The organism is Latilactobacillus parafuchuensis, assembly GCF_055271665.1.
The window spans coordinates 1522813-1539619 of record NZ_CM143875.1; the positions used below are offsets into that span (position 1 = coordinate 1522813).

At 41.1% G+C, this 16807-nt stretch carries 13 protein-coding genes; 10 read left to right on the forward strand and 3 right to left on the reverse strand.

Annotation, left to right across the window (positions count from 1 at the left end):
• Window positions 1–24: 24 nt before the first annotated feature.
• Window positions 25–2193: an ATP-dependent Clp protease ATP-binding subunit gene (locus ACVPPQ_RS07465; RefSeq protein ID WP_463496352.1), complete on the reverse strand. Its 2169-nt coding sequence runs from the start codon at window positions 2191–2193 to the stop codon at window positions 25–27.
• Between the two features lie 230 nt (window positions 2194–2423).
• Between ACVPPQ_RS07465 and ACVPPQ_RS07470 the strand changes: the two genes are divergently transcribed.
• From ACVPPQ_RS07470 to ACVPPQ_RS07505, 8 genes are all read left to right on the forward strand, one after another.
• A complete protein-coding gene (locus ACVPPQ_RS07470; RefSeq protein ID WP_463493726.1) occupies window positions 2424–2615 on the forward strand; it encodes a hypothetical protein in 192 nt (63 codons plus the stop codon).
• 142 nt (window positions 2616–2757) lie between these two features.
• Window positions 2758–3024: a phosphocarrier protein HPr gene (locus ACVPPQ_RS07475; RefSeq protein WP_004265632.1), complete on the forward strand. Its 267-nt coding sequence runs from the start codon at window positions 2758–2760 to the stop codon at window positions 3022–3024.
• The gene (ptsP, locus tag ACVPPQ_RS07480) at window positions 3024–4748 is read left to right on the forward strand and encodes a phosphoenolpyruvate--protein phosphotransferase (protein WP_463493729.1); all 1725 of its coding nucleotides are present in this window, start codon (window positions 3024–3026) and stop codon (window positions 4746–4748) included. The genes ACVPPQ_RS07475 and ptsP overlap by 1 nt, the downstream gene beginning before the upstream one ends.
• Before the next feature lie 133 nt (window positions 4749–4881).
• Window positions 4882–5307: a CopY/TcrY family copper transport repressor gene (locus tag ACVPPQ_RS07485; RefSeq protein WP_025083362.1), complete on the forward strand. Its 426-nt coding sequence runs from the start codon at window positions 4882–4884 to the stop codon at window positions 5305–5307.
• A gap of 12 nt (window positions 5308–5319) precedes the next feature.
• Complete coding sequence (locus ACVPPQ_RS07490) at window positions 5320–7413, forward strand: heavy metal translocating P-type ATPase (RefSeq protein WP_463493730.1); 2094 nt, start codon at window positions 5320–5322, stop codon at window positions 7411–7413.
• A 194-nt stretch (window positions 7414–7607) separates the two neighbouring features.
• Window positions 7608–9824: an anaerobic ribonucleoside-triphosphate reductase gene (gene nrdD, locus ACVPPQ_RS07495; RefSeq protein WP_463493731.1), complete on the forward strand. Its 2217-nt coding sequence runs from the start codon at window positions 7608–7610 to the stop codon at window positions 9822–9824.
• 59 nt (window positions 9825–9883) lie between these two features.
• On the forward strand, window positions 9884–10462 hold the full coding sequence (gene nrdG, locus ACVPPQ_RS07500) for an anaerobic ribonucleoside-triphosphate reductase activating protein (RefSeq protein ID WP_463493732.1): 579 nt from the start codon (window positions 9884–9886) through the stop codon (window positions 10460–10462).
• A 255-nt stretch (window positions 10463–10717) separates the two neighbouring features.
• Entirely contained in the window at window positions 10718–11989 is a 1272-nt protein-coding gene (locus tag ACVPPQ_RS07505) for a PTS sugar transporter subunit IIC (RefSeq protein WP_463493733.1), read from the forward strand.
• A gap of 63 nt (window positions 11990–12052) precedes the next feature.
• Here ACVPPQ_RS07505 and ACVPPQ_RS07510 read toward each other — a convergent pair whose 3' ends face one another.
• Entirely contained in the window at window positions 12053–13117 is a 1065-nt protein-coding gene (locus ACVPPQ_RS07510; protein WP_463493734.1) for a sensor histidine kinase, read from the reverse strand.
• A 9-nt stretch (window positions 13118–13126) separates the two neighbouring features.
• The gene (locus ACVPPQ_RS07515) at window positions 13127–13801 is read right to left on the reverse strand and encodes a response regulator transcription factor (protein ID WP_025083358.1); all 675 of its coding nucleotides are present in this window, start codon (window positions 13799–13801) and stop codon (window positions 13127–13129) included.
• A 148-nt stretch (window positions 13802–13949) separates the two neighbouring features.
• Here ACVPPQ_RS07515 and ACVPPQ_RS07520 point away from each other — a divergent pair, with 148 nt between their 5' ends.
• Window positions 13950–14726, forward strand: coding sequence for an ABC transporter ATP-binding protein (locus ACVPPQ_RS07520; protein WP_463493735.1), 777 nt, complete (start codon window positions 13950–13952; stop codon window positions 14724–14726).
• Window positions 14704–16803 (forward strand): ABC transporter permease, encoded by a 2100-nt coding sequence (locus ACVPPQ_RS07525; RefSeq protein WP_463493737.1) that lies wholly within the window; start codon window positions 14704–14706, stop codon window positions 16801–16803. The genes ACVPPQ_RS07520 and ACVPPQ_RS07525 overlap by 23 nt, the downstream gene beginning before the upstream one ends.
• Window positions 16804–16807: the final 4 nt, after the last annotated feature.

Below are 16807 nucleotides of genomic sequence, written 5' to 3' on the forward strand. Positions count from 1 at the left end.
AATCATTTTTTAATGCATCGACACTTAAACGCTACTAACTTTAATATGCTCATCGACCAAGTGTGCAACTAGTTGTTTATGCTCTGGGTGATCTAGATAGTAATCGGCAACGCGGTCTTCAATCTCTTCTTGAATCACCCGACGAAGTGGGCGGGCCCCCATCTCAGGGTTATAACCGAGATCAACTAACCGAGTTTTAACGTCATCAGTGACGTCAATATGCAATCCTTGGTCAGCAATCATCCCATTGGTTTCATCAATCATTAGTGAAACAATCTTTAAAAGATTGTTCTTAGCCAAAGCTTGGAATTCAATGATGTCATCGAAACGGTTTAGCAGTTCAGGTTTAAAATAATTTTGTAACTGATTCAAAATAGAATGAGTCTGTCCGTTCGCCGCTGCACCAAAACCAACATTGGCTTCAGCATCGGTTTGGCCAGCATTGGACGTCATAATAATAATCGTATCTTTAAAGCTAACGGTGCGACCTTGCGAATCGGTTAAACGACCGTCATCTAAAATTTGTAAGAACATATGCATCACGTCTGGATGGGCTTTTTCAATTTCATCCAATAAAATTAGACTATATGGGTTGCGCCGAACTTGTTCGGTTAATTGACCAGCTTCTTCATAGCCGACATAGCCGGGCGGGGACCCAATTAATTTCGAGACGCTGAATTTTTCCATATATTCACTCATATCAAAACGAATCATTGAATCGGGACTACCAAATAATTCTTTGGCAATTTGTTTAGCCAGTTCTGTTTTACCGACACCAGTTGGGCCAACAAAAAGGAAGGAGCCAATTGGCCGTCCAGACTTATTGAAACCAATCCGGTTGCGGCGAATTGAACGAGCGACTTTATCAATTGCAGAATCTTGACCAATGACGTGGGCTTCCAAATCAGTTGCCAGATTTTTTAGTTGGGCCTGTTCTTGCGCTTTTAATTCGCCAACTGGAATGCGTGTTTTTTCTTCGACAATCTTTTCCATATCTTTTTCGGTAATTGTCGGTTCTTGTGAGTCATCAGGACTGTCGGTTTCACGCATCTTAGTTAGTTTATTAACTTGGTCGCGATAGAAGGCCGCTTTTTCGTAGTCTTCTTCTTTGAGGGCCGTTTGTTTGGCACCCTCAGCGGTTTTAATCTTATCTTCCAAGACTTTAGGATCCACGACGGTAATCGTTAGATTCTTTTTAGAACCCGCTTCGTCCAACAAATCAATGGCCTTATCGGGTAAAAAGCGATCTTGAATATAACGGTTAGAGAGCATTGCCGCGGCTTTTAGAGAATCATCTGTATAATGAACGTGATGATAGCTTTCATACTTTTCTTGTAACCCTTTCAGAATTTGAACGGTTTCATCAACGGTTGGTTCATTGACGGCGACTGGTTGTAAACGGCGGGCGAGTGCGGCATCTTTTTCAATTTGGCGGTATTCATTGTTAGTCGTTGCGCCCACCAATTGGAGCTCACCACGAGCTAAAGCGGGTTTCAAAACGTTGCCAGCGTCCATGCCACCCTCAGCGTTACCAGCACCGACAATTTCGTGAATTTCATCAATAAAGAGAATATATTGTTTATTTTGTTTTAATTCGGTCATTAATTGTTGCATTCGTTGTTCAAATTGGCCACGAATGCCGGTTCCTTGAACTAAAGAAACGACGTCTAGTCGGATGACTTGGCGATCTTGTAATTTAGTCGGGACGTTACCATCCGCAATTTTTTGTGCTAAACCCTCGACGACTGCGGTTTTACCAACACCGGCTTCACCAATTAAAACCGGGTTGTTTTTGGTCCGACGGTTGAGAATTTCAATCACCCGCGCGATTTCTTTATCGCGACCAATCACGGGATCGATTTGGCCCCCTTTAGCGAGATTGGTCAAGTTAACCCCATATTGACTTAATAAACTTTCATTATTTTGACCACCATTGTTACCACCGGCTTGGGTTTGCGGTCCCTGATTAGGGTTCATCTGTTCATTGGGTGTTGCCCCCATGGCTTTAAACAAGTCATCAAGGTTACCAAAACCAAATGGATCGGCATAACTACCAGTAGGTTGGTTAGTGCCATCTTGTTGTTTTAAGAGTTGATAACAGTTTTGACATAAATTAATGGCATGTCGTTGGCCATTAGTGCTTGTGTAGAGATGGATTGTTGCCGGATTTTGCTGACAATTTTGACAAAGCATCAGACTGTCACGACCTTTCTTATCAATTTGATGATCAAAGTTTATCTGACTATCTTTGACCTTTAAATGAATTATAAGCATCGTCAAAAAAAGTTGCAAGTAATCGTACTTGAAAATAAAAACTTTATTTAGAACATTAATTTCAGTACAATAGAATTGGTTTAGGTGACATCTAAATGAAAATGAGTATGGAAATAACTAATGAAAATAATAAGATATGAGGTGTAAGTATGCAAAGAGATTTTTTAGCAGAGATGAACGCCCTACTAAATCACGAAAAAGATGAGATTATTGTTGAGAAAAACGAGTTTCTTAATTTTCAGAAAGTCTGGGTTAATTATGATCATCGAAAAGAAATTGTGGGGTTTGCGCAACGAAATGGGCAGGTGATTTATCGAGCGTCTGAAAGCGGTATCGTTTAGACGGTGATTAATTTTGTTGGCGAAACAGTTGTAGTATTTTTCAAAAAATGGTAATCTTAACTATCGAAAGGGTGACGGTAGAATTACGGTCAGCCATTTCGTTAAAAAATAAATCTGTATAGATAAAAGGGGATCGATTAACATGGAAAAACGCGATTTTCACGTAGTAGCAGACACAGGTATCCACGCTCGTCCAGCTACATTATTGGTACAAACAGCAAGCAAATTTAACTCAGATGTCAACTTAGAATATAAAGGTAAATCTGTTAACTTGAAATCAATCATGGGCGTTATGTCTCTTGGTGTTGGTCAAGGCGCAGACGTTACTATTTCTGCTGAAGGTGCTGACGAAGCTGATGCTATCAACGCAATCGAAGAAACAATGAAAAAGGAAGGTTTATCTGAATAATGACAAGACTTCAAGGGATCGCTGCAAGTGACGGAATCGCAACTGCGAAAGCCTACATGTTAGTGCAACCCGATTTGTCATTTTCGAAATCAACCATTACGGATTCAGAAAAAGAGATTAATCGTTTGCATAAGGCCTTACAAGATTCCACGGATGATTTAAAGACCATTCGGAAGATTGCTGCTAAATCATTAGGGGAAGAAGAAGCACAAGTTTTTGACGCCCACATCATGATTTTAGCAGACCCTGAATTTACCGGCGAAATCGAAGGTAAAATCAAAGATAATAAGGTTAATGCTGAGCAAGCTTTGAAAGAGGTCGCAGATTTATTTGTGGCCACTTTTGAGGCTATGACTGATAACGCATACATGCAAGAACGGGCTGCTGACATCAAAGATGTCACTAAGCGCGTTCTCAGTCATCTATTAGGGGTAACACTCCCTAACCCAGCATTAATTAATGAAGAAGTAATCGTGATTGCGCATGACTTGACACCAAGTGACACAGCCCAATTGAATGGTAAATTCGTGAAGGCGTTTGTGACTGATATTGGTGGACGGACATCACATTCTGCGATTATGGCGCGTTCTTTAGAAATTCCAGCGATTGTTGGGACTGAAACAATTACGAGTGTCGTTAAAGCTGGCGAAGAATTAATCGTCGACGGGATTAACGGAGTCGCTGTTTTAGATCCAACCGCAGCTGACGTTGCAGAATATGATGCGAAAGCAAAAGATTTTGCAGCTCAAAAAGCTGAATGGGAAAAACTAAAGGACGAAAAATCTGTTACCAAAGACGGTAAAACCTTTACAGTTGCTGCCAACATCGGGACACCTAAAGATTTAGAGGGTGTTGTCGCTAATGGTTCTGAAGCAATTGGTTTATATCGGACAGAATTCCTTTATATGGATTCACCTGAACTGCCTAGTGAAGACGATCAGTTTGAAGCTTATAAAGCAGTTCTAGAAGGTATGAGCGGTAAACCCGTTGTTGTCCGGACGATGGACATTGGTGGGGATAAGAAATTACCTTACTTACCACTTCCTGAAGAAATGAATCCGTTTTTAGGCTACCGAGCAATTCGGATTAGTTTAGATCGTGATGACATCTTTAGAACGCAGTTACGCGCTTTATTGCGTGCCTCTAACTACGGTAAGTTACGGATTATGTTCCCAATGATTGCAACTGTTGCTGAATTCCGTCAAGCCAAAGGAATTCTCGAAGAAGAAAAAGCAAGTTTAATTGCTAAGGGTCAAACCGTTTCAGATGATTTACAAGTTGGGATGATGGTGGAAATTCCTGCCAGTGCCGTTTTGGCTAACCAATTTGCTAAAGAAGTCGATTTCTTCAGTATCGGGACCAACGACTTGATTCAATACACAATGGCTGCTGATCGGATGAACGAACACGTTTCATACTTATACCAACCTTACAATCCAGCTATCTTGCGTCTTGTGAAGAACGTCATCGACGCTTCTCATAAAGAAGGTAAGTGGACTGGTATGTGCGGTGAAGCGGCTGGAGATTCAATCATGGCCCCACTCCTTGTCGGGATGGGCTTAGATGAATTCTCAATGAGTGCCACTTCAGTATTACGTGTTCGGAGCTTGATGAAACGTTTGGATACAACTGATTTAGCTGATTTAGTTGAAACAGCTGTCAACGTGAATACAAGTAATGAAGAAAATCAAAAATTAGTTGAAGATTACATGAGTAATCTATAATCGTTTAACTTTGAAGACCGCCTATTTTAGGGGGTCTTTTTTTTGTGGCGTCATATTAATTGACAAGCTATGAGTGACGGGTTAAACTGAACTTATAATAAATCTACAATTGTAAACGAAAGAGAGTGATGAAATGCCAGATAATGAAATTACTGCTTCTGAATGGGAAGTCATGCGCGTGATTTGGTCGTTAGGGGCGGTTAATAGTCGTGATTTAATCGATATCTTACAACAAAAACGGGACTGGCAAGACTCAACCATCAAAACGTTGATTGGTCGGTTAGTGAAAAAAGGTTATTTAACAGCGACTAAAGAGGGACGGCGGTTTAGTTATACTGCAACCGTGGCGGAAGTCGATGCGATGGACCATGCTACGCAAGGGTTATTTGACCATTTATGCGAAATGAAAAAAGGCCAAACGTTGGCTAATCTAGTTGAAACCACGACTTTAAGTCAAACGGATATTGAACAGTTACAAACGGTGTTGGCGACCAAATTGAAAACGGCACCGGTTAAAGTGGCTTGTAATTGTTTGCCGGCTAACTGTGATTGTGAATAGGAGGGACATTTAATGAAGATGAATGAACACGAAACAGGTCACGACATGAATCATATGAATATGGACCACATGAGCATGGATCATATGCAGATGGACGATTCAGAACACGATGAGGATATGATGATGCACGGTGGCCAAATGATGCATATGGGCAACTTGAAACAAAAATTTTGGTTATCATTGGTTGCCGCGGTGCCAATTATTATTTTGTCGCCAATGATGGGTATTCGACTCCCATTTCAAATGACTTTTGCTGGGTCTGATTGGCTAGTATTAGTACTGGCAACTTTTTTATTCTTTTACGGCGGTGCGCCTTTTTTGAAGGGGGCCAAAAGCGAGTTAGCTGAACGTCAACTAGCGATGATGACGTTGATTGCCATGGGGATTAGCGTTTCGTACGGCTATAGCTTGTACGCTTTTATAGCCAATCATTTTTGGCATTCAGCGACGCACGTAATGGATTTCTTCTGGGAATTAGCAACCTTGATTGTGATTATGTTATTGGGTCACTGGATTGAAATGAACGCTGTGATGAGCGCCGGTAGTGCTTTAGAGAAGATGGCGGCGCTCTTACCAGGTCAAGCGCGGATTATCGATGCGAATGGTCAACAACAAACCGTGCCATTGCAAGCTTTGACAATTGGTCAAACCGTTTTGGTGCCAGCCGGTGAGAAAGTCCCGGCTGACGGGTTAATCATCGCCGGGGACAGTCAAGTCAACGAAGCCTTGGTGACTGGTGAGGCTAAGGCCGTTGCTAAAACCAGTGGTGACCAAGTGATTGGTGGAACGGTTAACGGTGATGGCACCTTAACCGTCCGAATCACCGGGACTGGTGAGAGTGGTTATCTGGCCCAAGTCATGAAATTGATCAAACAGGCTCAGCAAGATCAATCTAAAGTCGCCAGTTTGGCGGATAAAGTCGCCAGTTATCTCTTTTACGCGGCATTAGTGGTCGGCATCATTGCGTTTATCAGTTGGTTGTTCTTGGCTGATTTAAATACTGCCTTTGAACGAATGGTGACGGTCTTCATTATCGCTTGTCCCCACGCATTAGGGTTAGCGATTCCGTTGGTCGTTGCCCGGAGTACATCAATTGCGGCCACCAACGGGTTACTGATTCGAAATCGCCAAGCTTTAGAAACGGCGGATCAGGTCACGACTATTTTGATGGATAAGACGGGGACTTTAACCCAAGGCGACTTTAAAATTAACGCGATTAAAATTTTTGATGAACACTTAGATGAAACACGCTTGATGCAACTTTTCGGCGCTTTGGAAAGCCATTCAAGTCACCCGTTGGCAACTGGTATTATGACGTATAACCAGGCGCATTCAATCACCAGTTTGTCAGCCGACGAGGTACAAACGATTCAAGGTGTGGGCTTAACGGGGACGATTGATCAGCAAAGTTACCAAATTGTAACGGCGACTTATTTACTGCAACAAAAAATTGTTTTTGACCAATCACAATTTGATGCATTAGCTCAAATGGGAAATTCGGTCAGCTATTTGCTCCAGAAGCAAACAGTTTTAGGATTAGTGGCTCAAGGGGATCAATTGAAACCGGAGGCCATCACTTTTATTCAAGCCTTGAAAAAGCGCCATATTCAGCCGGTGATGTTGACTGGCGATAACCAGCAAGTGGCCGCTAAGGTAGCTGAACAACTTGGTGGCATCGACTTCCAGGCTAATTTAAAACCGGAAGATAAAGAACGAATTATTCAAGATTACCAAGCAAAAGGGCAAGTTGTCATGATGGTTGGTGATGGGGTCAACGATGCGCCGAGTCTGACGCGAGCCGATATTGGCATTGCAATCGGTGCGGGCACTGACGTCGCGGTTGATTCAGCAGATGTTGTACTCGTTAAGAGCAATCCACACGATATCATTAATTTCTTGAACTTGGCGCGGGTCACCAATCGTAAGATGAAACAAAACCTTTGGTGGGGAGCGGGTTATAACATCGTCGCAATCCCATTGGCCGCTGGTTTATTCGCCGGTATCGGTTTAATTTTAAGTCCTGCAGTGGGGGCCGTTTTAATGTCACTTTCAACAGTCGTTGTGGCGGTTAATGCGATGACTTTAAAAATCACGAAAACGAAATAAGTCAATTCTTTTTTAGGACTGTCTGATTAGAACGGGACAACGACGGGCAAAAGAAAAAATTGCACACAATTAGGTGGATACAACAGATAGTTGTTGTCCACCTTTTTATTTGGAAAATACACCACATATAGTTGATTGTCTTTTTTTATTTCGCTATGATGGGGATAGTAATTTTTTAAAAGGGGAAATTGTTGATGTTAGAAATGCGTGAAATGTCAGATGCAAACAATATTTTAGCGATTAAAGTGATCAAACGGGATGGCCGAATCTTACCTTTTTCAGCTGAGAAGATTGAACAAGCCATTATTAAGGCGGCTAAGAACGTCAAAAGAGAACTTGAACCGTTAGATTATCAAATCTTGAATTCAGTCGCTAACGATGTGGTTGCTGAAATTAAAAATCGCTTTGATAAAGATATCAAGATTTATGAAATTCAAAATATCGTTGAACACACTTTATTAGAACATCATCAATATGATTTTGCCCAAGAATACATTAATTATCGGACACAACGCGATTTTTCACGAAATAAAGCGACCGATATTAATTTCACCATTCAAAAATTATTGAAAAAAGATCAAACTGTGGTGAACGAAAACGCCAATAAAGATAGTCAAGTGTTCAATACACAACGCGATTTAACAGCGGGTACGGTCGCTAAAGCGATGGGCTTGAAGATGTTACCTTCTAAGGTGGCTAATGCACATTTGAAAGGCGAAATTCATTGGCACGATTTGGATTACCAACCATACAGTCCAATGACTAACTGCTGTTTAATTGATTTTAACGAAATGTTAAACCATGGTTTCAAGATTGGTAATGCTGAAGTTGAACCACCACATTCTATTCAAACCGCAACGGCGCAAATGTCACAAATTATTGCGAACGTTGCTTCAAGTCAATATGGCGGTTGTTCAGCCGATCGGGTTGATGAATTATTAGCCCCATTTGCTCAAAAAAATTATGACAAACACATGATTGACGCTAAACAATGGGTCGAAGGTGCAGACAAGCAACATGATTACGCACAAGCTAAAACTGAAAAAGATATCTATGATGCTATGCAAGCTCTTGAATATGAAATTAATACTCTTTATTCATCACAAGGCCAAACGCCTTTCACAACCCTTGGTTTTGGGTTAGGCAGTAACTGGATTGAACGGGCGATTCAAAAAGCCATCTTACAAATCCGAATTGGTGGTTTAGGCCAAGAAAAACGGACAGCAATCTTTCCTAAGTTAGTTTTTTCAATCAAACGGGGGTTAAACTTAAACCCAACCGATCCTAATTACGATATTAAGCAACTAGCGGTCGACTGTGCGACGAAACGGATGTATCCCGACGTTCTCATGTATGACAAGCTAATTGAACTGACAGGCTCATTTAAAGCACCTATGGGTTGTCGGAGTTTCTTACAAGGTTGGAAAAATGAACAAAATGAAGAGGTCAATAGTGGTCGGATGAACTTGGGCGTTGTGACGGTTAATCTACCGCGGATCGCTCTTGAAGCGGCTGGTGATCAAGCTAAGTTCTGGGAAATTCTTGAACAACGCTTGCAAGTTTGTAAAGAAGCCTTGGTCTTCAAAGTTGAACGTGCCAAAGAAGCGAAACCTGAAAATGCACCGATTCTATATCAATATGGTGCGTTTGGCAAACGTTTAAAGAAAACCGACAGTGTTGATGAAGTCTTCAAAAATTCACGTGCCACAGTTTCTCTTGGGTATATCGGCCTCTACGAAGTTGGCGCGGCCTTCTTTGGCGCCAATTGGGAAAAGGATGCAACTGCCAAAGACTTTACACTAAAAGTGGTCAAAGACTTATATAACCATTGTGTGGACTGGTCAACGGAATACGGTTACCATTTCTCAGTTTATAGCACACCAGCTGAAAGTCTAACGAACACTTTCTGTCAAAAAGATACGCAAAAATTCGGGATTGTTGAAAATATTACGGACAAGGAATACTACACCAATAGCTTCCATTACGATGTCCGTAAGGCACCAACACCGTTTGAAAAATTGGATTTCGAAAAAGATTATCCTAAATATTGTTCCGGTGGTTTTATCCACTATTGTGAATACCCTAATCTACGTCAAAATCCAAAAGCGTTAGAAGCGGTTTGGGATTATGCGTATGATCGGGTTGGTTATTTAGGCACGAATACGCCGATTGATCAATGTTTCAAATGTGGCTTTAAAGGCGACTTTAAACCAACCGAACGCGGTTTCCAATGTCCTCAATGTGGTAATACGGATCCAGCAACGTGTGACGTGGTTAAACGGACTTGTGGTTACTTAGGTAATCCACAACAACGGCCAATGGTTCACGGTCGGCATAAAGAAATTGCCAGTCGTGTGAAACACATGCATATCACGGTTGGTAACGATAATAACGATTTTGCTAGACAATAAAAAAGTTTAAGAAAATCGCCGTAATGGCGATTTTTCTAATTAGAGAGGTGTTTTAGAAAATGACAGTTAAACGAGGACCCAAAAATCCCGAACCACAAGAATGGCTTTCAGCTGAGTTAAGTCAGAATTACGTGGCTGACTACAAACCCTTTAATTTTGTCGATGGTGAAGGGGTGCGTTGTAGTTTATACGTCAGTGGCTGTTTATTCGCTTGTCCCGGGTGTTATAACCGGATTGCGCAGAATTTTAAATACGGCAAAGCCTACACGACCGAGCTCGAGGATCAGATTATGGCTGATTTAGGTCAATCATATGTCCAAGGTCTGACCTTACTTGGCGGTGAACCGTTTTTAAATACGGCTACTTGCTTATCATTAGTGAACCGTATTCGGGCCAATTTCGGGCAGACCAAAGATGTCTGGTCGTGGACTGGTTATACTTGGGATGAATTGATGTTGGAGTCTGATGATAAATTAGAACTGTTATCTAAAATCGATATTTTAGTCGATGGTCGTTTCATGCAGGATCAAATGGATTTAACCTTGCAATTTAGAGGCAGTAAAAATCAACGGATTATCGATGTGCAAAAATCATTGGCAAGTGGCGAAGTCGTCATTTGGGATAAATTAGTTCGTTGAAAACGATTTGCAAAGGATAAATAATAAAAATATTTATTTTCATAGAAAGTTAATTGGTATATACCATAGTAATATATAAAGTAGCGTCAATCCCCATTAGTCGGAGATTGGCGCTTTTTTGGTTACCTTGTGAAATAAAGTGTAATCCCGTAAGATAGGGGTTTTATGTTTGACAGCGCTTCCTGGGGTCGGTATTATAATAAGTGTAACAGCAATCATTTATCTTTAAATAGATAAGATAGGGAGTGATGTTTAATGGATTCATTTATCAGTTTCATGGAGAAACGCTTCTTACCAATTGCCGCTAAGGTAGGTAATCAGCGACATTTAATCGCCATTCGTGACGCTTTCGTCACAACGATGCCATTGATGATTTTAGGCGCGTTTGCAACGTTGCTTAATAATTTACCAATACCGGCATATACCAATTTTATGAACGGTCTTTTTTCAAAGACAACAGGTACCGGTGCAGACAAAACTTACATTTGGACGAAGTTTGGTGGTAACGCGTGGAGCGGCACGTTCGCCATCTTATCAGTCTTCATCGTATTCTTAGTTGCTTATAATTTGGGTAAGTCTTACAAGATCAACCCATTGGCAGCTGGTGTCACTTCACTTGCGTCGTTCTTCGCCGTTGGTGGTTTGGCTGGCATGGATTCAATGGGCTTGTTCGTAGCGTTAATCGTTGCGATGATCTCAACTGAAATGCTACGTCGTTTATTGGGTAACAAACATTTGGTCATCAAGATGCCAGATGGGGTACCGCCAGCAGTTGCACAATCATTCGCGGCTTTATTGCCTTCAATGATTACAATCGCTGTCTTCTCATTATTCGCAACCATTCTATTAGGCTTTGGCGTTGAAAATATTGTGACGTCATTCTATAAAGCCGTTCAAGAACCATTCCAAGGGCTTGCTAACAGCTATCCTTCAGCATTATTATTAGCCTTCGTCACACCATTCCTCTGGTTCTTCGGGTTACATGGTGCCAACATGATCGAACCATTTATGCAAACAATTAATGCGCCAGCGATTACAGCCAACATTGCTGCTATCAAAGCTGGTAAAGCAGCACCTTACATCGTTAACAAACCATTCTTTGATTCATTTGTTAACTTAGGTGGGACTGGGGCAACACTTGGTCTAATCTTTGCGATTTGGTTAGTCGGTCGTAAGAACAAACAATACTCAATCGTCGGTAACTTGAGTGCCGCACCTGGGATTTTCAACATTAATGAACCGTTAACTTTTGGTTTGCCAATTGTCTTAAATCCAGTTTTATTTATTCCATATATTTTGACACCAATGGTGATTGTTTCAATCGCCTACTTTGCCACTAAATCTGGAATGGTGCCGGCTGCAACGGTTATGCCACCTTGGGTGACACCACCAATTATCGGCGGTGTGATTGCAACGGTCAGCTGGCAAGGTGGGGTTTTAGCCGCCGTCAACTTACTTGTTTCAACTCTGATCTATATTCCATTCGTTAAAATTGCGACTTCAATGTCTTTAAAAGAAGAAGCTTAAAGTAACATTGTCACAACACGAAAAAACAGCGTCTAATTCCGAAAGGAGTTAGGCGCTGTTTTTTTAGGATTTTGTATTTTTACCGAATAGTTGGTCACTGTCCGGATCATTATAATAACTTAAAAACGGAAATAGAATTTTAAAGGTGGTGCCGGTATCGACCGTCGATTCAACGTAGAGTTCATGCCCCAGTTTCAGACTGAGCTCCTTGGCGAGGTACAGACCTAAACCAGTTGAATTGCGATTCGATAAGCGTCCGTTTTGACCAGTGAACCCTTTATCAAAAATTCGGGGTAAATCGGCGGCCGGGATGCCAATCCCGGAATCATGGATATCCAGCCAAACACCGAGCGCATCGTGGTGGAGATTAATCTTAATTTGACCGTCATCGGGGGTATATTTAATCGCATTGGAGATAATTTGATTCAGAATGAAGCTCAGCCATTTAGCATCCGTCAGTACGGTTTGGTCATCACCGGTTAATTCAAAATGGAGCTTTTTTTGAATAAAATAATGACTATTTTGGCGAATAACTTGATTGATCACGGGTTTTAATGCGGTTTCTTGAACCAAATAATCTTTTGAAAAACTATCTAGTCGGGAATAGTAGAGCACTTGTTCAACGTAATGTTCAATGCGAACGAGCTCTTCAGTCAGTTGATTGAATTTTTCGTCGGGAATTTGCATTTCAACGGAATCAACGAGTAATTGCGTGGCGGCTAAGGGCACTTTAATTTCGTGGACCCAGCTATCAATGAAGGCTTTTTGGTCTTGTTGCGTGTGAATCAAGCGTTCGATACTTTGCTGATGATAATCGAGGAGTTGATTGACGTAGTCTTGGATGAATTGTTTTTCAGCCGAGGTCGCACCGGTTAACGGCCAATTGAGGCCATCTTCTTGGGCGTGCATCCGAATTTGAATTGCGCGATACCATTTAAGGTGGTAGAGATAAAGACCGATGATAAAGGCGCAAAAGAAAATCGTCAGTAAGAAATCGAGATAAAGTAACGTTGATTTGGCAAAACGCATACTCGGATCAAGCCATAAAACGACGTCGAGCACGAACATGCCGCCAAAGAAAAAAACGATGTGGAACAGATGGTCGCGAATAAATTTTTTTAAGGTCATGATTGCTCCTTAGGGGATGATATAGCCTTGGCCAATTTTAGTTTGAATATAATCATCGAGCCCGGCTTGTTCAATTTTTTTACGAAGGCGGTTAATATTGACGGTCAGGGTGTTGTCATCGACAAAGCGTTCATCGTCCCAAAGCGCGCGTAATAATTTCTCGCGGCTGACAATTTGACCGTGTTGGCGCATTAAAAATTGGAGTAGTTTGTATTCATTTTTGGATAAATCAATCGTGATTTCGCCAACTTGTGCGCCACCACTTTGCAGATTGATCAATAAACCGTTATGTTCAATGACGTCGGTATTTTGATCAACATAGTTGTAGGTGCGGCGTAATAGCGCATTGATTTTAGCAATCAGGACTTCCATAGAGAATGGTTTATTGACGAAATCATCGCCACCCATGTTCATCGACATCACCATATCCATGTTGGTATTACGGCTGGAGATAAAGATGATGGGCACTTTTGAAACTTCACGAATTTTTTGACACCAGTAAAAGCCGTCATAAACCGGTAAATTAATGTCTAATAAGATTAAATGGGGTTTATCCGTGAGAAATTGGTCAAAAATAGCGTTAAAATCTTTGGGTAAGATGGCTTTTAATTGCCATTTTTCTAAATTCTCGGCAATTAAATTAGCAATCGTTTGATCATCTTCAACAATCATAATTTCAAACATTTTAAATCGCTCCTTAAGCATAATTAAATTCATAATACCGATTTTAAGGTCAAAAGACAACCGTCTAAGGTCTGATAAGTGGATGGTGGGTTTTTGCCCAGAATTTTGCTAGAATATAAGAAACTAAATTAAAAGGAGCGCTTAAAACATGGCAGTAGTTTCGGTTCAACATATTTCTAAGGTTTACGGTCATCGACTGAACGTTGTCAACGCGCTCAATGATATTTCATTTGAGATTGAACCCGGTGAATTTGTCGGTATCATGGGCCCATCCGGTGCGGGGAAGACGACGTTGTTAAACATGATTGCGACGATTGATCGGCCAACACACGGTCGAGTGTTGATTAAAGACCAAGAAGTGACCAAGATGCGCGAAGCGAAATTAGCCAATTTTCGTCGGCAAGATTTAGGCTTCATCTTCCAAGATTTTAATTTATTGAATTCATTAACGATTCGGGAAAACATTTTATTACCCTTAGCGTTGGACAAGTTAAGCGTTGCGGTGATTGAATCGCGATTAAATAAAGTCAGTCGAATTCTCGGAATTAGTGGCTTATTAGAACGCTATCCAGAAGAAGTATCAATTGGGCAACGGCAACGAGTGGCGTGCGGGCGTGCGATGATTACCAATCCAGCGTTGTTGTTGGCGGATGAACCGACAGGCAGTTTAGATTCTAAAGCGGCAACGGAATTATTGTTGTACTTAACGGAGATTAACCATCAAGAAAAAACAACAATCTTATTAGTCACGCATGATGCCTTTACGGCTAGTTATTGTCGGCGAATCCTGTTTATCAAGGATGGCCAGTTATTTGCCGAAATAGTACGGAGCGGTGACCGGCAACAGTTCTTTAATCAGATTATTGATATGCAGGCCACTATTGGTGGGGGAGGTCGCTACAATGCTGTTAAGACTGACCTTTAAAAATGCGATGAACCGGGCTCGGGACTATGCCGCTTATCTAATTGCTTGTGTGGCAGCGATTGTGGTGTATTTCTGTTTCATCTCAATTGAAACGGATCCGGTACTGACCCATTTGAAAACGGCTGGTGAACGTCTTATTTTTGGTGGAACGATTGGTGTGGCGCGGATTATCATCTTATTATTTGTCGTTTTTTTCCTAGCATATGCGAATCTTTTCTTTGTGAAGAAACGGAAACAAGAAATTGGGATTTTAAGCGTTATCGGTGTGACCAAATTACAGATTAGTTTTCTTTTTTTTGGTGAAAGTTTAATCATTGGCTTGATTGCCATTTTGATTGGTCTGTTATTAGGCGTTTTTTTATCAAAATTATTCGCGATGTTGTTATTGCGAATGATGGGAATTGCGGTGGCGATGCCGTTTCTGATTTCGTGGAAAGCGATCCGGCAGACAACCGGCACGTTTGGTTTTTTGTTTCTAATGATTGGTTTTTTAAACAGTACGTTAATTTTTAGATACCGACTGGTCGATTTATTGCATCCAACCCGGATGGCTAAAAAGATGAAACATCCGACTGGTTGGACCTATCTGTGGGGCACCATCGGAATCGCGCTGATTGCTGGCGGTTATTATTTGGCGGAAAAGATTTTTACCTTGATGCCAATGATGGAACGCCAATTTGGCTATGAAGCGGATCTTTTCTACCTATTAGCGATACTGCTATTCGAAATCATTGGGACGTTAGCCTTTTTTCAAGCTTATATTCAAATCTGGTTACAATTTGAACGACGTTGGAAACGGCTGTATTATCGGGGAACGCATCTATTAAGTGTTTCTAATCTCAGTTATCGGTTTCGTAAAAACGCTAAAACATTATGGATGATTACGATTTTAAGCGCGGTTACGATTACGGCAATTGGTAGTACAGCGATGATTTACACGTACGGTCAAAGTCAGTTGAAACAAAATATTCCGGCTGATTTAATTTATACGCAATTACAAAAATCGGATGTTGAAGCTTTAATGGCGCGCTATCACGTGACACCTAAGTCCAAAACGGTCATTGATTATAAAATTATTGCTGGTAATTTTAAATTAAACAGCCCATTGCTCCAAGATGGGTACCAGCAAAACGGGGCCACGACGGTGATGGGGTTATCTCAATATAATCAGATGATGGCCAGTCAGTTTGATCGTCCGGCAACTCATTTAGAACCGCAAGAAGCCGTGGCAATTGTTGATATGCCACTGACCATGTTGAAAATACCCCGTAGTAAGGCACTAAAACCAGTACAGCGTGATCACACGCCGTTAAATTTATATCAATCTGGATTAACCCATTTAGAGGTGATTCGAGTGCGTAAATTATTTCCTAACGGCCCCGCAATTTATTTTGAATCGATTCAGAATATGGTCGTCGTTGCGGATGCTCAGTATCAACGGATTCAAGCGGATGTTACCGATCAGATTCACACGGTGAATTTAACCAAGAAAGATCAACAGAATAAACCGTTCATGGCGGCGTTATTGAAATACACGCAGACAGCTAAGAAACAAGCTTATCTGGTGACCGAGAAGGGCAAGCCGATTGATCATTATCGATTAACCATTAAAAAACCACAGCAAACAGGTGATACCCGTAATGAAGTGCTGATTAAAAAGCCTAATCAGGCATTGGCCAACGCCAATTTTGGCTTTTATCTGTATATCATGATTTTAATTGCCTTAATCTTCATGCTAGCGACCGGGAGTATTATTATGTTGAAACAGCTCTCAGAAGCCCAAGAAGAAATCTTACAATATCAAACGTTGAAAAAAATTGGGATGAGTATGGCTGAAATCAAACACTCGATTTATTTCCAGATTCTGATGATCTTTTTATTACCGATTATTCTCGGAACACTACACGCCATTTTTGCGATTCGATTATTGAGTTTATTTTTAGATAATCCCGGGTTACAATTGGTGTACATTGTTTGTGGGATTTTCATCATGATTTATCTCATGTTTTATTTACTCACAGCTAAAATCTATAATCGTATCGTCAATCGACCGTTGTATGAAGATACGCACTATTAAACCG